Annotated in this window: 23 protein-coding genes; 18 read left to right on the forward strand and 5 right to left on the reverse strand. The window is 62.1% G+C overall.

The window, feature by feature from the left end; all coding sequences use genetic code 11:
• Nucleotides 1-19: 19 nt before the first annotated feature.
• The gene (locus tag ABTW55_RS10765; protein ID WP_060422791.1) at nucleotides 20-544 is read right to left on the reverse strand and encodes an NAD(P)H-dependent oxidoreductase; all 525 of its coding nucleotides are present in this window, start codon (nucleotides 542-544) and stop codon (nucleotides 20-22) included.
• Between the two features lie 106 nt (nucleotides 545-650).
• On the opposite strand from ABTW55_RS10765, the gene ABTW55_RS10770 reads away from it, so the two are divergent.
• The 4 genes from ABTW55_RS10770 (at nucleotide 651) to ABTW55_RS10785 (ending at nucleotide 5,570) form a co-directional block, all read left to right on the forward strand.
• Nucleotides 651-1,565, forward strand: a complete 915-nt coding sequence (locus ABTW55_RS10770; RefSeq protein ID WP_033636854.1) for a LysR family transcriptional regulator — start codon at nucleotides 651-653, stop codon at nucleotides 1,563-1,565.
• 244 nt (nucleotides 1,566-1,809) lie between these two features.
• Nucleotides 1,810-3,948, forward strand: a complete 2,139-nt coding sequence (nrdD, locus tag ABTW55_RS10775; protein ID WP_060422684.1) for an anaerobic ribonucleoside-triphosphate reductase — start codon at nucleotides 1,810-1,812, stop codon at nucleotides 3,946-3,948.
• Nucleotides 3,949-4,116: 168 nt separating this feature from the next.
• A complete protein-coding gene (nrdG, locus tag ABTW55_RS10780) occupies nucleotides 4,117-4,581 on the forward strand; it encodes an anaerobic ribonucleoside-triphosphate reductase-activating protein (protein ID WP_060422687.1) in 465 nt (154 codons plus the stop codon).
• A gap of 215 nt (nucleotides 4,582-4,796) precedes the next feature.
• Nucleotides 4,797-5,570 (forward strand): hypothetical protein, encoded by a 774-nt coding sequence (locus tag ABTW55_RS10785; protein WP_033652779.1) that lies wholly within the window; start codon nucleotides 4,797-4,799, stop codon nucleotides 5,568-5,570.
• A gap of 131 nt (nucleotides 5,571-5,701) precedes the next feature.
• Here ABTW55_RS10785 and ABTW55_RS10790 read toward each other — a convergent pair whose 3' ends face one another.
• Together ABTW55_RS10790 and ABTW55_RS10795 are read right to left on the reverse strand one after the other, a co-directional pair.
• Nucleotides 5,702-5,899, reverse strand: a complete 198-nt coding sequence (locus tag ABTW55_RS10790) for a hypothetical protein (protein ID WP_226871976.1) — start codon at nucleotides 5,897-5,899, stop codon at nucleotides 5,702-5,704.
• Between the two features lie 35 nt (nucleotides 5,900-5,934).
• Nucleotides 5,935-6,990: a permease gene (locus ABTW55_RS10795; RefSeq protein ID WP_060422689.1), complete on the reverse strand. Its 1,056-nt coding sequence runs from the start codon at nucleotides 6,988-6,990 to the stop codon at nucleotides 5,935-5,937.
• 227 nt (nucleotides 6,991-7,217) lie between these two features.
• Here ABTW55_RS10795 and phnF point away from each other — a divergent pair, with 227 nt between their 5' ends.
• The 11 genes from phnF to phnP are packed head-to-tail and all read left to right on the forward strand — an operon-like array spanning nucleotide 7,218 to nucleotide 15,521.
• Nucleotides 7,218-7,946: a phosphonate metabolism transcriptional regulator PhnF gene (gene phnF / locus ABTW55_RS10800; protein WP_060422692.1), complete on the forward strand. Its 729-nt coding sequence runs from the start codon at nucleotides 7,218-7,220 to the stop codon at nucleotides 7,944-7,946.
• Nucleotides 7,947-8,390: a phosphonate C-P lyase system protein PhnG gene (phnG, locus tag ABTW55_RS10805; protein ID WP_060422695.1), complete on the forward strand. Its 444-nt coding sequence runs from the start codon at nucleotides 7,947-7,949 to the stop codon at nucleotides 8,388-8,390.
• Nucleotides 8,391-8,393: 3 nt separating this feature from the next.
• Nucleotides 8,394-8,975 (forward strand): phosphonate C-P lyase system protein PhnH, encoded by a 582-nt coding sequence (gene phnH, locus ABTW55_RS10810; protein ID WP_039567746.1) that lies wholly within the window; start codon nucleotides 8,394-8,396, stop codon nucleotides 8,973-8,975.
• Nucleotides 8,975-10,060 carry a carbon-phosphorus lyase complex subunit PhnI gene (locus ABTW55_RS10815; RefSeq protein ID WP_060422699.1) on the forward strand — a complete coding sequence of 362 codons (1,086 nt, stop codon included), beginning with the start codon at nucleotides 8,975-8,977 and terminating at the stop codon, nucleotides 10,058-10,060. The genes phnH and ABTW55_RS10815 overlap by 1 nt, the downstream gene beginning before the upstream one ends.
• Nucleotides 10,053-10,913 (forward strand): alpha-D-ribose 1-methylphosphonate 5-phosphate C-P-lyase PhnJ, encoded by an 861-nt coding sequence (locus tag ABTW55_RS10820; protein WP_060422702.1) that lies wholly within the window; start codon nucleotides 10,053-10,055, stop codon nucleotides 10,911-10,913. Before ABTW55_RS10815 ends, ABTW55_RS10820 begins: the two co-directional genes overlap by 8 nt.
• Entirely contained in the window at nucleotides 10,913-11,701 is a 789-nt protein-coding gene (phnK, locus tag ABTW55_RS10825) for a phosphonate C-P lyase system protein PhnK (RefSeq protein WP_038879071.1), read from the forward strand. Before ABTW55_RS10820 ends, phnK begins: the two co-directional genes overlap by 1 nt.
• 16 nt (nucleotides 11,702-11,717) lie before the next feature.
• Nucleotides 11,718-12,422: a phosphonate C-P lyase system protein PhnL gene (gene phnL, locus ABTW55_RS10830; protein WP_060422705.1), complete on the forward strand. Its 705-nt coding sequence runs from the start codon at nucleotides 11,718-11,720 to the stop codon at nucleotides 12,420-12,422.
• Nucleotides 12,422-13,558, forward strand: coding sequence for an alpha-D-ribose 1-methylphosphonate 5-triphosphate diphosphatase (gene phnM, locus ABTW55_RS10835; protein ID WP_004933428.1), 1,137 nt, complete (start codon nucleotides 12,422-12,424; stop codon nucleotides 13,556-13,558). Before phnL ends, phnM begins: the two co-directional genes overlap by 1 nt.
• Complete coding sequence (gene phnN, locus ABTW55_RS10840; protein WP_060422708.1) at nucleotides 13,558-14,127, forward strand: ribose 1,5-bisphosphokinase; 570 nt, start codon at nucleotides 13,558-13,560, stop codon at nucleotides 14,125-14,127. Before phnM ends, phnN begins: the two co-directional genes overlap by 1 nt.
• The gene (locus ABTW55_RS10845) at nucleotides 14,124-14,726 is read left to right on the forward strand and encodes a DapH/DapD/GlmU-related protein (RefSeq protein WP_015376431.1); all 603 of its coding nucleotides are present in this window, start codon (nucleotides 14,124-14,126) and stop codon (nucleotides 14,724-14,726) included. The genes phnN and ABTW55_RS10845 overlap by 4 nt, the downstream gene beginning before the upstream one ends.
• 12 nt (nucleotides 14,727-14,738) lie before the next feature.
• Nucleotides 14,739-15,521, forward strand: a complete 783-nt coding sequence (gene phnP, locus ABTW55_RS10850; RefSeq protein WP_033641671.1) for a phosphonate metabolism protein PhnP — start codon at nucleotides 14,739-14,741, stop codon at nucleotides 15,519-15,521.
• Here phnP and ABTW55_RS10855 read toward each other — a convergent pair.
• Both ABTW55_RS10855 and ABTW55_RS10860 read right to left on the reverse strand, forming a co-directional pair.
• Nucleotides 15,478-16,110 (reverse strand): NAD(P)H-binding protein, encoded by a 633-nt coding sequence (locus ABTW55_RS10855; protein WP_060422712.1) that lies wholly within the window; start codon nucleotides 16,108-16,110, stop codon nucleotides 15,478-15,480. The genes phnP and ABTW55_RS10855 overlap by 44 nt on opposite strands.
• A 30-nt stretch (nucleotides 16,111-16,140) precedes the next feature.
• Nucleotides 16,141-16,581 (reverse strand): YhbP family protein, encoded by a 441-nt coding sequence (locus ABTW55_RS10860; protein ID WP_060422715.1) that lies wholly within the window; start codon nucleotides 16,579-16,581, stop codon nucleotides 16,141-16,143.
• 433 nt (nucleotides 16,582-17,014) lie between these two features.
• Here ABTW55_RS10860 and speFL point away from each other — a divergent pair, with 433 nt between their 5' ends.
• From speFL to potE, 3 genes are all read left to right on the forward strand, one after another.
• A complete protein-coding gene (gene speFL, locus ABTW55_RS10865; RefSeq protein WP_004933443.1) occupies nucleotides 17,015-17,119 on the forward strand; it encodes a leader peptide SpeFL in 105 nt (34 codons plus the stop codon).
• A gap of 274 nt (nucleotides 17,120-17,393) precedes the next feature.
• Nucleotides 17,394-19,556, forward strand: coding sequence for an ornithine decarboxylase SpeF (gene speF, locus ABTW55_RS10870; RefSeq protein ID WP_033648654.1), 2,163 nt, complete (start codon nucleotides 17,394-17,396; stop codon nucleotides 19,554-19,556).
• Nucleotides 19,557-19,618: 62 nt separating this feature from the next.
• Nucleotides 19,619-20,935, forward strand: a complete 1,317-nt coding sequence (gene potE / locus ABTW55_RS10875) for a putrescine-ornithine antiporter (protein WP_033648789.1) — start codon at nucleotides 19,619-19,621, stop codon at nucleotides 20,933-20,935.
• The last annotated feature ends 63 nt before the right edge of the window (nucleotides 20,936-20,998 follow it).

The following is a 20,998-nucleotide window of genomic DNA, read 5'->3' on the forward strand; positions in this document are numbered from 1 at the left end:
CGCAGCGATGAACTGCGCCCTACAATGTCCCCATCAGCGCCACCACCCCGGCGGCCTCTTGCGCCAACTGCTCATCGCTCATGTCGCTCACGCCCTGCACCAGATGCGGCGGCAGATAATCCATGCCGGTCAGGTTAGCCAGCGCGTGGAACGGCAGCAGCAGATCCTGCACTGGATAGCGGTTGTAGCCTGCCGGCGTGTAGGCCTGCGCGTTACCGCCGGTGCTCACCACCAGCTGCAGCGGCTTGCCGTGCAGTTTGGTGCCCTCGCTGCCGTAGGCGAAACCATAGGTTAATACCGCGTCCTGCCATTCGCGCAGGATCGCCGGCGAGCTGTACCAAAAAAACGGGAACATCATCACCACCGCATCGTGGCTTGCCAGCAGTGCCTGTTCGCGCGCCACGTCGATGCGGTAATCCGGGTAAGCGCGGATCAGTTCGTGCACGGTCACGTTAGGCAGCGGGCGCACCGCCTCGATCAGCGCCTGGTTGATGCGCGACTCGTCGGGGGTGCGGTGGGCGGTTAACACTAAAATGCGTGGCATAAAGGATTCCTTGAACGTAAAGAAGATGAGGCATTTTTCCATTTCTGCCGCTTCGGGTGTAGGCTGTTCAAGGTCACTTCAATTTCAACCGAAAGTATCAACCACTATGTCGCTGCCCTTTGACGTGCACCGCCTGCTGCCGGCCTTCCTTGCCGCCGCGCAGGCGCAAAATTTCTCCGCCGCCGCCCGCCAGCTGGGCGTCACGCCGGCGGCGGTCAGCAAAAATATCCGCGCGCTGGAAGAGAAGCTGGCGCTGCGGCTGTTTCAGCGCAACACCCACAACGTGCTGCTGACCGACGAGGGCAAAGCGCTGCTGGCGCAGGTGGCGCCGCTGTGGCAGGCGTTGGCGGCGACGCTGGAAAGCGCCGGCGGCGAGCGGCAGGCGCCGGCCGGGGTGGTGCGCGTCACGATGATCCCCGGCTTTGGCCGCCAGATGCTGATGCCGTTGATCCCGCAATTTCTCGCGCGCTACCCGCAGATCGATCTCGATCTGTCGCTGGACGCCCGGGTGGTGAATCTGGTGGGCGAAGGCTTCGACGTCGGCATCGGCAGCCGGGTCGATCCCGACAGCCGGCTGGTGGCGCGCCCGCTCTACCCGATGCATATGGTGCTGGCAGCGTCGCCCGACTATCTGGCGCGGCGCGGTGAACCGCAAACGCCGCACGACCTGCTGCGGCACGACTGCCTGCTGCACCGCAACCCCAGCAACGGCCGCCACGTCAAATGGCAGCTGCGCCATCAGGGCGAAACGCTGGCGCTGGATCTGAACGGCCGGCTGGTGGTGAGCCGCCCAGAGATGCTGCTGGATGCGGCGCTGGCCGGGCTCGGCATCGTCAACCTGGCGCGCTGGTACCTCGAAAAGCACTTCGAACAGGGCACGCTGCGGCCGGTGCTGGCGGAATGCTGGCCGCGCCCGGTACAGCTGTGGCTCTATTACGCCTCGGCGGATCTGCCGCCGCGGGTGCGCGTCTGGGTCGACTTTCTGCTGGCGCATTTTCGCGATCGGCCAGTGAGCGATTGACGACTGTTCAGCTTGCGCACGCTCTTCCGTTTTCCTTGTTCTACATCAAAAGAATCTCGCCAATATCTATATATAGTGCATTAAGAATTACGAACACCTATATATAGTAGTTATCCACAAAATCATCCACACGCCGCCACAGCCCTTGCGCGCTGCGGCTTTGCCCTGTGGATAAGCGAAATTTGACGGTTGCTCGCCACGCCAGGCGGGTATGAACGCTCCCTCGGGGAACAAGGAGTACAACGTGAAACCAGTAGTGATTAAGCGGGACGGTTGCCAGGTACCTTTTGACGAAGCGCGCATCGCGCAGGCCATCGAGCGCGCCGCGCTGGCGGTGGGCGTGGTCGACGCCGACTACTGCGCCACCATCGCCCGCGTGGTCGCTCAGCGCATGGAGCAGCAGCCGCGCGTCGATATCCACGAGATCCAGCAGGCGGTGGAAAACCAGCTGATGGCCGGCGAGTACAAACAGCTGGCGCGCGCCTATATCGAATACCGCCACGATCGCGACGTGGCGCGCGAGCTGCGCGGCCGCCTGAACCAGGAAATTCGCGGCCTGGTCGAGCAGAGCAACCGCGCGCTGCTGAACGAGAACGCCAACAAGGACAGCAAGGTGATCCCCACCCAGCGCGACCTGCTGGCAGGCATCGTCGCCAAACACTACGCCAAGCAGCACATCCTGCCGCGCGACGTGGTGCTGGCCCATGAACGCGGCGAAATTCACTACCACGATCTCGACTACTCGCCGTTTTTCCCGATGTTCAACTGCATGCTGATCGATCTGAAAGGCATGCTGACCAACGGCTTCAAGATGGGCAACGCCGAGATTGAACCACCGAAGTCGATCTCCACCGCCACCGCCGTGACCGCGCAGATCATCGCCCAGGTCGCCAGCCATATCTATGGCGGCACCACCATCAACCGCATCGATGAAATTCTGGCGCCGTTCGTCGACGAGAGCTTCCGCAAACACCTGCAGGTGGCGGAGGAATGGCAGATCCCGGACGCCAAAGGCTATGCCATGGCGCGCACCGAGAAAGAGTGTTACGACGCCTTCCAGTCGCTGGAGTACGAGGTCAACACCCTGCACACCGCCAACGGCCAGACGCCGTTCGTCACCTTCGGCTTCGGCCTTGGCACCAGCTGGGAATCGCGCCTGATCCAGCGCTCAATCCTGAAAAACCGCATCGCCGGGCTGGGCAAAAACCGCAAGACCGCCGTGTTCCCCAAACTGGTGTTCGCCATCCGCGACGGCCTCAACCACCAGTACGGCGATCCGAACTACGACATCAAGCAGCTGGCGCTGGAGTGCGCCAGCAAGCGCATGTACCCGGACATCCTCAACTACGATCAGGTGGTGAAGGTCACCGGCTCGTTCAAAACGCCGATGGGCTGCCGCAGCTTCCTCGGCACCTACGAGCAGGATGGCGAGCTGGTGCACGACGGCCGCAACAACATCGGCGTCATCAGCCTCAACCTGCCGCGCATCGCGCTGGAGGCGATGGGCGATGAGTCGCGCTTCTGGGCGCTGCTGGATCAGCGCCTGCAGCTGGCGAAAAAGGCGCTGATGACGCGCATCGCCCGGCTGGAAGGCATCAAGGCGCGGGTGGCGCCAATCTTGTACATGGAAGGCGCCTGCGGCGTGCGGCTCAAGGCCGACGACAATATCGCCGATATCTTCAAGCACGGCCGCGCCTCGATTTCGCTGGGCTACATCGGCCTGCACGAGACCATCAACGCGCTGTTCGGCGGCAAAAACCACGTGTATGACGACGAGGCGCTGCGCGCCAAAGCGGTGGCGATCGTCGCGCGGCTGCGTGCCGCCGTCGACGCCTGGAAAGACGAAACCGGCTACGGCTTCAGCCTCTACAGCACGCCGAGCGAGAACCTGTGCGATCGCTTCTGCCGGCTGGACACCGCTGATTTCGGCGTGGTGCCGGGCGTCACCGACAAGGGCTATTACACCAACAGCTTCCACCTCGACGTGGAGAAGAAGGTCAATCCGTACGACAAGCTGGACTTCGAAGCGCCCTACCCGCCGTTGGCCAGCGGCGGCTTCATCTGCTACGGCGAATACCCGAACCTGCAGCACAACCTGAAGGCGCTGGAAGACGTGTGGGACTACAGCTACAGCCGGGTGCCTTACTACGGCACCAACACGCCGATCGACGAGTGCTACGAATGCGGCTTCACCGGTGAATTCTCCTGCACCAGCAAAGGCTTCACCTGCCCGAAATGCGGCAACCACGACTCAGCCAAGGTCTCAGTCACCCGCCGGGTGTGCGGCTATCTCGGCAGCCCCGATGCCCGGCCATTCAACGCCGGCAAGCAGGAAGAGGTGAAACGCCGGGTGAAACACCTCGGCAACGGGCAGCTCGGCTGAAAAGCGCGGTGCAGCCTATGCAGAAGCCTGTTCATCAGGCGTGATTGTCGCCGCCAGTTTGCCTTCGGCCAGCGCGCACCAACCGCAGCGTACACGCAGTACGTGAGGATTGGCAGCACTGCCCGGAGGCAAAATGGCCAGTAAAATAGCCTGATGGGCAGGCCTCACATGAATTATCACCAGTATTACCCGATCGACGTGGTCAACGGCCCCGGCACCCGCTGCACGCTGTTTGTCGCCGGCTGCGTGCACCAGTGCCCCGGTTGCTACAACAAAAGCACCTGGCGGCTCAACTCCGGCCAGCCGTTTATCCCGGCGCTGGAAGACCGCATCATCGCCGATCTGAACGATACGCGCGTGCCGCGCCAGGGGCTGTCGCTCTCCGGCGGCGATCCGCTGCACCCGGCCAACGTGCCGAGCATCTTGCAACTGGTGAAACGGGTGCGCGCCGAATGCCCCGGCAAGGATATCTGGCTGTGGACAGGCTACCGGCTGGCGGAGCTGGACGCGCAGCAAATGCAGGTGGTGGACAGGATCAACGTGCTGATCGACGGCAAGTTCGTGCAAGATTTGAAAGACCCGGCGCTGATCTGGCGCGGCAGCAGCAACCAGGTGGTGCATAGGTTGCGTTGAGCTATCAACACACGTTTCAATAGGTATTCATCCAGATTCGATCTGACACATCTGCAGCATGGAGCCAATCTGACGGGCGTATTTGTGCCAGAAGCATATTTTGCTAATTCCCCGCTGTATCAATCACAGGGAAAAATTATTGGGTACTATTAGTCATTAATCGACAGTACTATGTTTAAAGTATGTTTTATAAATCGAGTGATAGGTGTTTTGACATGGATATTAATGAGTTTCCACCGGGAGTTATGGAACATCTTGGTTGGTATGTATACCGATTGATTGATCCAAGGGATGGAAGTACTTTCTATGTGGGGAAGGGAAAAGGTAATCGTGTATTTGCTCATATGCGCGGTGAGGTCGCAATAGCTGATGATAATGAACTGCTTAGTAACAAACTCAAGCAACTTAGAGAGATAAGACTAGCAGGTCTCGAAGTCATCCATGTTATCCATCGGCACGGAATGGCTGATGAAAAGACTGCTTACGAGGTTGAAGCCGCACTTATAGACGCCTATCCTGGTTTAACTAACATCATGAACGGTGCTGGCAGCAATGAATATGGTGCAGCGCACATCAAAGAGTTAATCGCTACATACCAACCTGAAACAGTTGTGTTCCAGCATAAAGTTCTGATGATATCAGTTAATAGAAGTTCAAAGGATGTAGACCTCTATGATGCCGTACGTTTTAGCTGGCGTGTCAGCATTGAGCGTGCCTGTAAAGCTGAGGTCATACTAGCTACAGTGAGGGGGATCGTAAGAGGGGTTTATATCGCTGATGAGTGGCTCAAATCTACTCGTGAGAATTTTCCAGAGATGCCTTCATGGGATGCAGACGATGAGTTTGAATCTACTCAAAAATCCCGCTTTGGGTTCCGAGGAAGAGTCGCCCCCCCAGAGATAACGAAGATTTATCTTGGTAAAAAGATTCCGGATATTCTAAGAAAGAAAGGTGCTATGTCTCCTGTGAAATATTCTCCAGGTTTTTGATTTCGGAATGGTGAATAGCTACTAATTCTGTAGTCACCTTTTGGGAAAAGTACCAACTTCCGCTCCTCGCTCAAAGCAGCCTGGCAGTTCTATCCGTAGACACTGCCAGCCCAGGTCTAAACGAATCCCCCTCAACACCCCCGCCGATAGCGCGCCATGATTTTTGCTTTAAATATAGCCATTCGTTTTTCTACCTCCGAATGGCTGAGATAAACCGCGGTGCCGTTTCTTAAGCGTTCAAAGGCGGCATCCACCCTTTCACGCAACGCTTGCTCCAGCAACATCGCCTCTACGTCCATTTCAGGTTTATTCCGCTGTTCCATTTCCATCTCCTCCATTGAGACAGCATCGGGTCATGAATCCGTTACAACAACCCCATCCCCACCACGCCGGTCAGCACGCCGCACAGCGCCACCAGTGCCGCCGTCAGGCACAGCGCGCGGGCGGAGAAGGCTTTGTTGAGCATCAGCAGCGAAGGCAGGCTGACCGCCGGCAGGGTCATCAGTAGCGCCAGCGCCGGGCCGGCGCCCATGCCCGCCAGCATCATGGTCTGCACGATCGGGATTTCCGCCGCGGTGGGGATAACGAACAGGCAGCCGACGATCGCCAGGCCGATGATCCACAGCAGGCTATTGTCGACGGCGCCGTCGGCGTGCGGGAACAGCCAGACCCGCGCCGCGCCCAACGCCAGCACCGCCAACACGTAGATCGGAATGGTCGACCAAAACAGCGCCCACAGCGCTTTGCCCCAGCGCGCAAGGAACGGCTGTTCCTCGCTCTGCGCCGTCAGCACCAAAGGCTGCGGCGCGACGGGCTGCGGGTCGTTGGCGGTCACGCGCTGCACCAGCCAGGCGATGCCCAGCACCATCACCACGCCCGCCACCAGACGGATGGCGGCGAACGGCCAACCGAGCACAAACCCCATGAACACCAGCGTCGCCGGGTTCAGTACCGGGTTGGCGAGCCAGAAGGCCAGCGCGGCGCCGCTGGATACCGACTGGCGGCGCATGCCGGCGGCAACCGGCGCGGCGCAGCAGGTGCACATCATGCCCGGCAGCGCGATCAGCGCCCCCAGCACGGTGCCGGAAAAACGCCGGTGGCCGAGCGTGCGCGCCAGCCAGTCGCGCGGGATCAGCACCTGCACCAGCGAGCCTATCAGCACCCCGAGCAGCGCCGCCTTCCACACCGCGGTGAAGTAGACCAGTGCGTACTGCCAGGCCGCCAGCCAGAGGCTTGCGGCGCCGTCGGCCAGGATCGATTTGCCGATCGAGTGGCTGTCCGCCGCCACGAAGGCTTTGCCGTAGTAAGGCTGCCATTTGACGTAGTAGAGGCCGACGGCCACCACCAGCAGAAACAGGATCGGTTTCCACAGCGGCCAGGCGCGTGGGGCGTGTTCAGGGGCGTTCAGAGATTGCGGCATGGCAGCGGCCAGAGTCAGTCAACAGTGGCGCCAGCATAGCGCGCCGCCGCCGCCCGTGCACGCCCGGGCTGTCCAAAATAGTTCATCTGTTCGCCACCGACGCGTAACGCGATTGTCATCTGCGCCCGGCACCATGATGCCAACTTGAAAACCACAGGGTAGACGCACGATGAAACGCACCGCTTTCGCCTTCATCGCACAGCCATCGGTATGACGAGGTTTTTATTATGATGGAGTTATCTAGACATCCGACCACTTACCCCACCCGCTATCAGCAGATCGCCGCGCAGCTGGAACAGGAGCTGCGCACGCAGTACCGCTGCGGCGACTACCTGCCTTCGGAACAGCAGCTGGCCGAACGTTACCAGGTCAATCGCCACACGCTGCGCCGCGCGGTGGATCAACTGGTAGAACGCGGCTGGCTGCAGCGCCGCCACGGCGTCGGCATTCTGGTGCTGATGCGCCCTTACGACTACCCGCTGCACGCCAATACCCGCTTCAGCCAGAACCTGTTCGAACAGGGCAGCCACCCCACCAGTGAGCGCTTACTCGCCGTCTTGCGCCCGTGCAATGGGCATGTCGCCAGCGCACTTTTGCGTGAAGAAGGCGAAATGGTGATCCACCTGCGCACCCTGCGCCGGGTCAACGGCGTGCCGATGAGCGTGATTGACCATTATCTGCCCGATCTGGACTGGTGGCCGGCGCTGCAGCAGTTCCACAGCGGTTCGCTGCACCAGTTTATCGAACAACACCTCCAGCAGGCGCTGACCCGCCGCCAGACGCGCATCAGCGCGCGCCGCGCGCAGGCCAAAGAGAGCCGGCTGCTGGAGATCGCCACCCACGCGCCGCTGCTGTGCGTGCGCACCCTTAACGTCCGCAGCGGCGGCGAAGACGTGGCGGAATACTCCGTCAGCCTGGCCCGCGCCGACATGATTGAACTGACGATGGAGCACTGAATGCAAGCCTTAGAGTCGAGACAACGCTGGATGTCGGTGCTGGCGCACAGCCGGCCCGAGCAGCTGCGCAGCCACTGGCAGGCGCTGAACCTCAGCCCGGCTTACCGCAGCATCCGCGCGCCGGAGATCGGCCTGGCCCAGCTGCAGGGGCGCATGGGCGCCACCGGCCGCCGCTTCGTGCTGGGGGACATGACGGTCACCCGCGCGGTGGTGCAGCTGGACAACGGCGGCTACGGCTACAGCTATATCGCCGGGCGCGACAAGGCGCACGCCGAGCTGTGCGCGCTGGCCGATGCGCTGCTGCAACAGCCGGAACACGGCGAACGCCTGCAACAACAGCTGATCGCGCCGCTGGCCGCGCTGCAGCACGAACAGCGCCAGCTGCGCGCCCGGGCGATCGTCGCCAGCCGGGTGGACTTCTTTACGCTGGTGCGAGGGGATTAAGCCATGAGTTTATTGACCGGTTTTGAGCAACCGATAGACCAATCGCAGCACACTTTCCGTTTGATTCTTAAAGCCTTGAGCGAACCGGGCCACCGGGTGACGCTGCCGAACGGCCCGGCCTGGGCGCCGCTGAACGCCGCCAGCACCGCCGCGCTGCTGACGCTGGCCGATCAGGAAACGCCGCTGCAGCTGTGCGCTGCGCTTAAAAGTGAGCAAGTGCTAACAAACATTCGTTTTCACAGCGGTGCGCCGCTGGCCGCCACGGCGCAGGAGGTCTGTTTTGCCCTATTCGATGAGCAGCTGCAGGCCGCCGATCTGCAGGCGTTGCCGCACGGCACTGAAATCTCGCCGGAGTTCGGCGCCACGGTCATCGTGCAGCTCAGCGAGCTGGAGAACGGCGCCGCGCTGCGCCTGACCGGCCCCGGCATCGAGAATCATCGCCTGATAGCGCCGCGCCTGCCGCCGGCGCTGCTGGATTACCTGGTCAACCGCCCGCAGCGCTTCCCGCTGGGGCTGGATATTTTGCTGACCTGCGGCGATCGCCTGCTGGCGATCCCGCGGACCACCCGCGTGGAGGTGTGCTGATGTACGTAGCGGTAAAAGGGGGCGAAAAAGCCATTGAGGCCGCCCATCAGCTGCAGGAACAGCTGCGGCGCGGCGACGACGCGCTGCCGGCGCTCGGCGCGGAACAAATCGAACAGCAGCTGGGGCTGGCAGTGGATCGGGTGATGACCGAAGGCGGCATCTACGATCGCGAGCTGGCGGCGCTGGCCATCAAACAGGCCAGCGGCGATCTGGTGGAGGCGATCTTCCTGCTGCGCGCCTATCGCACCACCCTGCCGCGCCTGGCGGTCAGCGAGCCGCTGGCCAGCGAAAACATGCGGCTGGAGCGGCGCATCTCGGCGGTTTACAAGGACTTGCCCGGCGGGCAGGTGCTGGGGCCGACCTACGACTACACCCACCGGCTGCTGGACTTCGCGCTGCTGGCGGAAGGCGAGGCGCCGCGTGCGCCGCAGGCCGACGAACCGCTGCCGGACAACTGCAGCCACGTGTTCGATCTGTTGTGTCGCCAACAGCTGGCGCAGGAGGAACAGGACGACGGCAGCACGCCGGACGACATCACCCGCAACCCGCCGGTTTACCCCTGCTCGCGCTCGGCGCGCCTGCAGCAGCTGGTGCGCGGCGACGAAGGTTTTCTGCTGGCGCTCGGCTACGCCACCCAGCGCGGCTACGGCCGCAACCACCCGTTCGCCGGCGAGATCCGCACCGGCCACGTTTCGGTGGAGATCGTGCCTGAAGAGCTCGGTTTCGCCATCGATATCGGCGAAATCCTGCTGACCGAGTGCGAAATGGTCAACGGCTTCGTCGATCCAAAGGACCATCCGCCGCACTTCACCCGCGGCTACGGGCTAGTGTTCGGCCGCGCCGAACGCAAGGCGATGGCGATGGCGCTGGTAGACCGCGCATTGCAAAGCCCTGACTACGGCGAAGGCGTCGCCGGCCCGGCGCAGGACGAAGAGTTCGTGCTGGCCCACGCCGACAACGTCGAGGCCGCCGGCTTCGTCTCCCATCTCAAGCTGCCGCACTACGTCGACTTCCAGGCCGAACTGGAACTGCTCAAGCGGCTGCGACAGGAATACAGCGAGCGTCAGGAGGCCCGCGATGAGTGAAGTATTGACCGGCTATAACCTCGGTTATCTGGACGAGCAGACCAAGCGCATGATCCGCCGCGCCATCCTCAAGGCAGTGGCAATCCCCGGCTATCAGGTGCCGTTCGGCGGCCGCGAGATGCCGATGCCCTACGGCTGGGGCACCGGCGGCATTCAGCTCACCGCCAGCGTTATCGGCCGCGCCGACGTGCTGAAGGTGATCGACCAGGGCGCCGACGACACCACCAACGCGGTGTCGATCCGCCGCTTCTTCCAGCGCGTCGCCGGGGTAGAAACCACCGAACGCACGCCGGAGGCCACGCTGATCCAGACCCGTCACCGCATTCCGGAAACGGCGCTGCGCGAAGACCAGATCCTGATCTATCAGGTGCCGATCCCGGAGCCACTGCGCTTTATCGAACCGCGCGAAACCGAGACCCGCAAGATGCACGCGCTGGAGGAGTACGGCGTGATGCAGGTGAAGCTGTATGAAGACATCGCGCGCTACGGCCATATCGACACCACCTACGCCTACCCGGTGAAGGTTAACGATCGCTACGTGATGGATCCTTCGCCGATCCCGAAATTCGACAACCCGAAAATGCACATGATGCCGGCGCTGCAGCTGTTCGGCGCCGGGCGCGAGAAACGCATCTACGCCCTGCCGCCGTTCACCAAGGTGGAGAGCCTGGACTTCGACGACCATCCGTTCAGCGTGCAGCAGTGGGACGAACCCTGCGCGCTGTGCGGCTCGCGCCACAGCTACCTGGACGAGGTGGTGCTCGACGATCGGGGCAACCGCATGTTCGTCTGTTCGGACACCGACTACTGCCGGCAGCAGCTGGCGCAATCTTCGCAAGAGGCGCAGCACTGATGACTTCCACCCCTTTGAGCACCACTCCGCTGCTGTCGGTGAACCGGCTCACCCACCTGTACGCCCCCGGCAAGGGCTTCAGCGACGTGTCGTTCGACATCTACCCCGGTGAAGTGCTGGGCATCGTCGGCGAATCCGGCTCCGGCAAAACCACGCTGCTGAAATCGATCTCGGCGCGGCTGGCGCCGCAGCGCGGGCAGATCCTGTACCGCCCGCAGGCGGGCCAGGAACAGGATCTGTACGCCATGGCGGAGAGCGATCGCCGCCGCCTGCTGCGCACCGACTGGGGCGTGGTGCACCAGCACCCGCTCGACGGGCTGCGGCCGCAGGTCTCTGCCGGCGGCAACATCGGCGAGCGGCTGATGGCCATCGGCCAGCGCCACTATGGCGACATTCGCCGCCAGGCCGGCCAGTGGCTGGAAGACGTCGAAATCCCGCTGTCGCGCCTCGACGATCTGCCGACCACCTTCTCCGGCGGCATGCAGCAGCGGCTGCAGATCGCCCGCAATCTGGTCACCCACCCCAAGCTGGTGTTTATGGATGAGCCGACCGGCGGGCTGGACGTGTCGGTGCAGGCGCGCCTGCTCGATCTGCTGCGCAACCTGGTGGTGGAGATGCAGCTGGCGGCGGTGATCGTCACCCACGATCTCGGCGTGGCGCGGCTGCTGGCCCACCGCCTGCTGGTGATGAAACAGGGCGAAGTGGTGGAGAGCGGCCTGACCGACCGGGTGCTGGACGATCCACACCATCCTTATACCCAGCTGCTGGTTTCTTCGGTGCTGTCGTAACCCAAGGCGATAACAGATGACTATGCAAATCCGAGTTGAACATCTCAGTAAAACCTTTGTGCTGCACCAGCAGTACGGCACCCGCCTGCCGGTGCTGCACGACGCCAACCTGACGGTCGGCAGCGGCGAATGCGTGGTGCTGCACGGCCACTCCGGCAGCGGCAAATCCACCCTGCTGCGCTCGCTGTACGCCAACTACCTGCCGGACAGCGGCCATATCTGGATCAACCACCAGGGCGACTGGCTGGACATGGTCAGCGCCGATGCGCGCCAGATTCTGGCGGTGCGCCGCCATACGCTGGGCTGGGTCAGCCAGTTCCTGCGGGTGATCCCGCGCATCAGCGCGCTGGAGGTGGTGATGCAGCCGCTGCTGGAACAGGGCGTCGAGCGCGCCGAATGCCGCGAACGCGCCGAGGCGCTGCTCGCTGCGCTCAACGTGCCGCAGCGCCTGTGGCAGCTGGCGCCGTCCACCTTCTCCGGCGGCGAGCAGCAGCGGGTGAACATCGCGCGCGGCTTTATCGTCGATTACCCCATCCTGTTGCTGGACGAACCGACCGCCTCGCTCGACAGCCGCAACAGCGCGGCGGTGGTGCAGCTTATCGAACGCGCCAAGGCGCGCGGCGCGGCGATCGTCGGCATTTTTCACGATGAAGGCGTCCGCCGACAGGTCGCCGACCGGCTTTATGACATGCAGGCGCCGCAGGCGCTGGAGGCCCTCTGATGATCGTCAATAACGTTAAGCTGGTGCTGGATGACCAGGTGGTGCAAGGCTCGCTGGAGATGCAGGACGGCGTGATCCGCAGCTTCGCCGACGGCCCGAGCCGGCTGCCGCAGGCGCTGGACGGCGACGGCGGCTGGCTGCTGCCGGGGCTGATCGAGCTGCATACCGACAACCTGGACAAGTTCTTCACCCCGCGCCCGAACGTCGACTGGCCGGCCCATTCGGCGATGAGCAGCCACGACGCGCTGATGGTGGCCAACGGCATCACCACCGTGCTGGACGCGGTGGCGATCGGCGACGTGCGCGACGGCGGCCACCGGCTGGAAAACCTGCAGAAGATGATCGACGCGGTGATCCACAGCCAGCGCGCCGGGGTGAACCGCGCCGAGCACCGGCTGCACCTGCGCTGCGAGCTGCCGCACGAGAGCACCCTGCCGCTGTTCGAACAGCTGATGGACAAGCCGGGCGTGTCGCTGGTGTCGCTGATGGACCACTCGCCGGGCCAGCGCCAGTTCGCCTCGCGCGAAAAATACCGCGAATACTATCAGGGCAAATACCACCTCAACGACCAGCAGATGAGCGAATACGAGGAGCAGCAGGTCGCCCTGTCCGCCCGCTGGGCCGCGCCGAACCGCGAGGCGATCGCCGCCCACTGCCGCGCGCGCCGCATCTCGCTGGCCAGCCATGACGACGCCACCGCCGCGCACGTGGCCGAATCCTGCGCGCTGGGCAGCGCCATCGCCGAGTTCCCCACCACCGAGGCGGCCGCCCGCGCCTCGCACCAGCAGGGCCTGCAGGTGCTGATGGGCGCGCCGAACATCGTGCGCGGCGGCTCCCACTCCGGCAACGTGGCGGCGCACCATCTGGCGGCGCTGGGGGTGTTGGATATTCTCTCTTCCGATTATTACCCGGCCAGCCTGCTGGACGCGGCGTTTCGCCTCGCGGCGGACGAACGCAACGCCTACGACCTGCCCCAGGCGGTGCGCATGATCACCCGCAACCCGGCGCGGGCGCTGGATCTGCAGGATCGCGGCACCATCGCCGAAGGATTGCGGGCGGATCTGGTGCTGGCGCGGCCGCACGGCGAGCACGTTTATGTGCAGAACGTGTGGCGCCAGGGCAGGCAGGTGTTCTGATGGCGCGGCTCATCTACCTGATGGGGCCTTCCGGCGCAGGCAAGGACAGCCTGCTGGCCGCGCTGCGGGCCGACGCCGACCGCGCGCCGCTGGTGGCGCACCGTTACATCACCCGGCCGGCGGACGCCGGCTGCGAGAATCATATTGCGCTGAGCGAACCGGAATTTCTGCGCCGCCGCGCCAAGGGGCTGTTCGCGCTCGACTGGCAGGCGCACCAGCAGCGCTATGCGTTCGGGATCGAAGTGGATCTTTGGCTGCTGCAGGGGATCGACGTGGCGGTCAACGGTTCGCGCGCCCACCTGCCGCAGGCGCAGCAGCGCTATGGTGCGCAGCTGCTGCCGGTGTGCCTGCAGGTCAGCGCCGCGATCCTGCGCCGGCGCCTGCAGGATCGCGGGCGAGAAAGCGCCGAACAGATCGAGCAGCGGCTGGCGCGGGCGGCGGAATATCAGCAGGGTCTGCCCGCCGGCTGCCGGCTGCTGCACAACGACGGCCCACTCGACGACACTTTGGCAGCGCTGCTGGCGCTGCTGCCTACCGCCACCCGACAAGCTCAGGACGCGACGCCATGAACGACTTTGCCCAGCCGAAAATCGGCGACAACGTGACCCTTAACCGCACCCGGCTCGGCCAGTATGTGCATCTGGCCGACGATGCGATCCTGGAAGAGGTGGAGATGGGGGACTACTCCTACACCGCCGGGCACAACCAGATTTTTTACGCCACCATCGGCAAGTTCGTCTCCATCGCCTCCTATGCGCGCATCAATCCCGGCAACCACCCGACCTACCAGCGTATCGCGCAGCACCACTTTACCTACCGCGCCTCCGAATACGGGCTGGGGGAAGACGACGCGGCGTTCTTCGACTGGCGGCGCGAGCACCACGTCACCGTCGGCCACGACGTGTGGATCGGCCATAACGCCATCCTGATGCCGGGCGTCAGCGTCGGCAACGGCGCGGTGATCGGCAGCGCGGCGGTGGTCACCAAGGACGTGGAGCCTTACAGCATCGTCGCCGGCGTGGCGGCCAAGAAGATCGGCATGCGCTTTGACGACGCGCTGATAGAACGCATCGAACGCAGCCAGTGGTGGCACTGGGATCACGCCACGCTGCAGGCGCGGCTGGCGGATTTTCGCGACATCAACCGCTTTGCCCAAAAGTACCTTTAACGGAGGGGAGCGATGCAACTGACCTTTCTCGGCACCGGCGGCGCGCAGCAGGTGCCGGTGTTCGGCTGCGACTGCCTGATCTGCCAACGGGCGCGGCGCGAGCCGGCATTTCGGCGGCGAGCATGCAGCGCCATGCTTAACTATCAGGGGGAAACGACCTTATTGGATGCGGGATTGCCGGCTTTGGAGCGGCGATTTTCGGCGGGGCAAATTCAACGTTTTTTACTGACACATTACCACATGGATCACGTTCAGGGGTTATTTCCTTTGCGTTGGGGGTGCGGAAATTCCATTCCGGTGTATGGCCCGCCGGATGAACAGGGTTGCGACGATCTGTTCAAACACCCGGGCATTCTGGCGTTTCAGCCGCCGCTGGCGCCCTTCGCCACCGTCGAACTGGGCGGCATGCGCATCACCCCGCTGCCGCTGCAACACTCCAAACTGACCCACGGCTATCTGATCCAGGCGGCGGGCGCTGCGCTGGCCTACCTGACCGACACCGTCGGCCTGCCGCCGGCCACCGCCGACTATCTGCAGAACGTGGCGCTGGATCTGCTGGTGCTCGATTGCAGCCTGCCGCCGCAGCCGCAGGCGCCGCGCAACCACAACGACCTGACCCGCGCGCAGGAGACGCAGCGGTTGCTGCAGCCCAAACGCACGCTGCTGACGCACATCAGCCATCATCTCGATCTGTGGCTGCTGGACAACGAACTGCCCGCCGGGCTGGAGCTGGCGTTCGACCACCTCAGCGTCAGCCTCGGTAGCAGTGCAGCCGATCCGACTCCAGCACCCTGACCCCTTCGCCCGGCGTGAACGCCTGCTGCAGCAGCGTTTGCGCCACGTCTTTGGCGGAGACGGCGCGCCATTTGCCGGGCAGCAGCCTGAACAGCGGTAGCGTGAGGCGCTCCATCAGGCGCGGCGCGGGGCGCTCCCCCACCAGCATGGAAGGCCGCACCAGCGTCAGGCGCGGCCAGTGCTGTTCGCGCAGCGCCTGCTCCATCTCGCCTTTGGTGCGGTTATACAGGAAGGTGGAATCCGCGTTGGCGCCCAACGCGCTCACCACCAGACAGTGCTGCGCCCCCAACCGGCGGCCGGTCAGCGCGCTCTCCACCACCAACTGGTAATCGACGTAGCGGAAGGCATCGGCGCTACCCGCCGCCCGGCGGGTGGTGCCCAGGCAGCAGAACACCAGATCGACCGGCTGCTGCAGGCTACTCAGCAGTTCGAACAGCGCATCGCCGACCGGGTTGGTCAGCTTGCCGTGCGGCGGCAGCGGCGTGCGCGTCGGCGCCACGATGGCCGTTATCTGCGGATCGCTTTGCAACAGCTGCAGCAACTCGCGCCCCACCAGCCCGGTTGCGCCGACTAACAGTGCTCGCGCCATGCAATCTCCCGTTGTAATCAATACGTCGACTTAAAGTATAGACCGCGCCCAGTGCAGCTTCTTGCCGAAGCCGAGGGTGTTGTCGGTCATCTTCACCTCGTGCAGATCCAGCCGCCAAACCGAGGCCTTCATCGCCCTGGCGATCGGGAAGCGCTTGCAGTAACGCGCGCGCGCCGCGTCGGCCTCTTCGCCGCTCAGCAGCACCGCCTCGGCGCGGTACTGCACGCCGCGGATCAGCGCGATGCTTTTCGGCTTCGGCGCGATGGTGCCGACCACCCGGCCGTTGTTCAGCATCAGCCCGCCGTGGCGGGTGTGCGGTTCGGTCATCAGCCACAGCGCCATCGTCGCGGCGTCGAACACGTAAAAACAGTTGGCGCACCACATGTCGAGACCGTCGCCGGCGCACAGCGTCAAGACGTGTTGTTTGCCGATGAAATCCGCAATCTGCTGCCGTTGTTCTGGGGTATTCAAGGTTGCTCGCCTCCCTGTTCACTCACTTCATCTTACCCTGCGTTGTTGAGGCGAGTCACAAATAACGATAATCATCAAAATCCCAAAGTGAATATAAAAACACAATAAATGCATTTTTATTAATTTAAGCCCGAAGCGGATTTATAACATAAAAAATACAAGACGGATTTATTTGATCGTTATGCAACCGGTTAATCGCGCGATTTTATTTTTCCTATCCTGACGGCATGCAAAATTAGCGCACCGCCCCGGTACCGATTAGCAATTCGTTTACATGCCTGTTAGCCCGCCTGAACGCTGTTTATGCAACCTACTGCATAACAGGTGAATAGTTATTTATAAACACCGGCATTTATGTGACTTTCATCACGATTTTTAGCCCCCCTTGCGTTAAAATAGCGCCATCTTTTCACTCAGCAAGGTGGATTAGAAAATGGAAAACAATAACCGAAAAATGGCGCATATCAGGCGCACAACCCATATTATGATGATGGCTCATCGCAGCTGCTTTAGCTTCGCATTCTTCAACTACAGATAACCCTCTCCCTTCGCTCTTACGCTGTTGATAAGAGTGTCATTGCGTTTTTATTTATTCTCCGCACGCCGGTGATAATATCGCTTTCTCGCTAACCGGGAAGGACACGCAATTCATTCTTAATTTCGGCCAAGCGCATCCAAGCTAAATAAAACAACGAACACAGTTAATGCCTTTCGGCATCGCTGGGTTCTCGCACACCTTTATTTTCGTGAAGGCGTTAGCGGCAAATGGAATTATTTGCCGACGGACTGCCTTTGCCTGAAGAATGAGAAAAATGAAAAAATTAAAAATTGCCGCCAACACCCAAACCCTCGGCTGCTTTGAAACTGAACGCGACATCGTCGATGTGCATCACAGCGATTTCAATGACGTCGCCGCCATCGTGCTGTCGGTAGACGACGTCACGCACGGCATGGTGGCGCGCATTGAAGAGCACGGCCTGAACATTCCGCTGTTCGTCGCCGTCTGCTGCGAAGAAGAGCTGGATAACGCCGTATTGCCGGCGCTGCACGGCGTGTTTGAACTGTGTGGCAAGAATACCCAGTTCTACGGCAAACAGCTGGAGGCCGCCGCCGCCAAATATGAGAGCGAGCTGCTGCCGCCGTTCTTCAATACGCTGACGCAGTACGTGGAAATGGGCAACGCCACCTTCGCCTGCCCAGGCCACCAGGGCGGCGAGTTCTTCCGTAAACATCCGGCGGGCCGCCAGTTCTTCGACTTCTACGGCGAAACGCTTTTCCGCTCCGATATGTGCAACGCCGACGTCAAACTGGGCGACCTGTTGATCCACGAAGGCGCGCCTTGCGCCGCGCAGCAGCACGCCGCCAAGGTGTTCAATGCCGACAAGACCTACTTCGTGCTCAACGGCACCTCGGCCTCGAACAAGGTGGCGACCAACGCCCTGCTGACGCGCGGCGATCTGGTGCTGTTCGACCGCAACAACCATAAATCCAACCACCACGGCGCGTTGATCCAGGCCGGCGCCACGCCGGTTTATCTGGAAACCGCCCGCAACCCGTTCGGCTTTATCGGCGGCATCGACGCGCACTGCTTCGACGAACGCTACCTGCGCCAACAGATCCGCGAAGTGGCGCCGGAACGCGCCAATGAAGCCCGCCCGTTCCGCCTGGCGATCATCCAGCTCGGCACCTACGACGGCACCATCTACAACGCCCGCCAGGTGGTCGACAAGATTGGCCACCTGTGCGACTACATCCTGTTCGACTCCGCCTGGGTGGGCTATGAGCAGTTCATTCCGATGATGAAAGACTGCTCGCCGCTGCTGCTGGAGCTGAACGAAAACGATCCCGGCATCATCGTCACCCAGTCGGTGCACAAACAGCAGGCCGGCTTCTCACAAACCTCGCAGATCCACAAAAAAGACAAGCACATCAAGGGCCAGAGCCGCTACTGCAACCACAAGCGCTTCAACAACGCCTTCATGCTGCACGCCTCCACCAGCCCGTTCTATCCGCTGTTCGCCGCGCTGGACGTCAACGCCAAGATGCACGAGGGCAAAAGCGGCCAGCGCCTGTGGCAGGAGTGCGTGCGCGTGGGGATCGAAGCGCGCAAAATGCTGCTGGACACCTGTACGATGATCAAACCGTTCGTGCCGGATCAGATCGACGGCAAGCCGTGGCAGGCCTATGACACCGCGGCGATGGCCAACGATCTGCGCTTCTTCAACTTCGTGCCCGGCGAGAAATGGCACGCCTTTGAAGGCTATGCCGAATCGCAGTACTTCGTCGATCCGTGCAAACTGCTGCTCACCACGCCGGGCATCGATACCGCCACCGGCAGCTACAGCGAATTCGGCATCCCGGCGACCATTCTGGCCAACTACCTGCGTGAAAACGGCATCGTGCCGGAAAAATGCGATCTCAACTCGATCCTGTTCCTGCTGACGCCGGCGGAAGACATCGCCAAGATGCAGCATCTGGTGGCCCTGATCGCCCGCTTCGAGCAGCACATCGAGCAAAACTCCCTGCTCAGCGAGGTGCTGCCTGCGGTCTATAAAAACCACCAGCAGCGCTACAAAAACTACACCATCCGCCAGCTGTGCCAGGAAATGCACGACCTTTACGTCAGCTACGACGTTAAAGAACTGCAAAAAGAGATGTTCCGCAAAAGTTATTTCCCGCGCGTGGTGATGAATCCGCAGGACGCCAATACCGAGTTCGTGCGCGGCAATGTGGAATTGGTCTCGCTGGCTAAAGCCGAGGGCCGCATCGCCGCCGAAGGCGCCCTGCCTTACCCGCCGGGCGTGCTGTGCGTGGTGCCCGGTGAAATTTGGGGCGGCGCCGCGCAGCGTTATTTCCTGGCACTGGAAGAAGGCATCAATTTATTGCCGGGATTCGCGCCGGAATTGCAGGGCGTTTATATCCAACAGGATGAGGACGGCTGGAACCGCGCTTACGGCTACGTCATGAAAAATTAATCACCTTACGGGGCGGCGATGATTCTCGCCGCCCGGTTCGCATCCTAAAAGAGAAAATGATCATGAGTAAGTCCAATAATAAAATGGGTGTCGTGCAATTAACGATCCTGACCGCCGTGAACATGATGGGTTCCGGCATAATTATGCTGCCGACCAAGCTAGCCGAAGTGGGCACGATTTCGATCGTTTCCTGGCTGGTGACCGCCGTCGGCTCGATGGCGCTGGCCTACGCCTTCGCCAAATGCGGCATGTTCAGCCGTAAATCCGGCGGCATGGGTGGTTACGCCGAATACGCCTTCGGCAAATCGGGCAACTTTATGGCGAACTACACCTACGGCGTTTCGCTGCTGATCGCCAACATCGCCATCGCCATTTCCGCCGTCGGCTACGGCACCGAGCTGTTCGACACCACCCTCAGCCCGCTCGGGATCTGTATCGCCACCATCGGCGTGCTGTGGCTGGCGACCGTCGCCAACTTCGGCGGCGCGCGCATCACCGGCAAAATCAGCGGCATCACCGTCTGGGGCGTGATCATTCCGGTGGTGGGCATCTCGGTCATCGGCTGGTACTGGTTCAGCGGCAGCGCCTACGTCGCCGCCTGGAACCCGCATCAGGTGCCAACCTTCGAAGCCATCGGCGCCTCCATCTCAATGACCCTGTGGGCGTTCCTGGGGCTGGAATCCGCCTGCGCCAACACCGACGTGGTGGAAAACCCGGAGCGCAACGTGCCGATCGCCGTACTGGGCGGCACGCTCAGCGCGGCGGTGATCTATATCGTTTCAACCAACGTGATCGCCGGCATCGTGCCGAACATGGATCTGGCCAACTCTACCGCCCCGTTCGGGCTGGCGTTCTCCCACATGTTCAACCCGACGGTCGGCAAGATCATCATGGCGTTGATGGTGATGTCCTGCGTCGGCTCGCTGCTCGGCTGGCAGTTCACCATCGCTCAGGTGTTCAAATCCTCCGCCGACAGCGGCTTCTTCCCGAAAATCTTCTCCAAGCTGAGCAAGGCCGACGCGCCGGTTAAAGGCATGCTGACCATCGTCGTCATCCAGAGCGGCCTGTCGCTGATGACCATCAGCCCGTCGCTGAACAAGCAGTTCAACGTGCTGGTGAACCTGGCGGTGGTGACCAACATCATCCCTTACATCCTGTCGATGGCGGCGCTGGTCATTATTCAGAAAGTGGCGAAGGTGCCGGACAACAAGGCGCGCATCGCCAATATCATCGCCGGCATCGGCGCGCTGTACAGCTTCTACGCGCTCTACAGCTCCGGTGAGGAAGCGATGATGTGGGGCGCCATCGCCACCTTCCTCGGCTGGACGCTGTACGGCATCGTCTCGCCGCGCTTCGAGCTGGCGGGAAAAAAGGGGTAAAGCGGTAGGGCACCGGCGGCCGGGGATGGGATTGTGATGGCGAACATGCCATCATACGCCGAC

Origin of the sequence: Serratia sp. SM04 (assembly GCF_040280225.1) — a bacterium.
Taxonomy (GTDB): Bacteria; Pseudomonadota; Gammaproteobacteria; order Enterobacterales; family Enterobacteriaceae; genus Serratia; species Serratia sarumanii.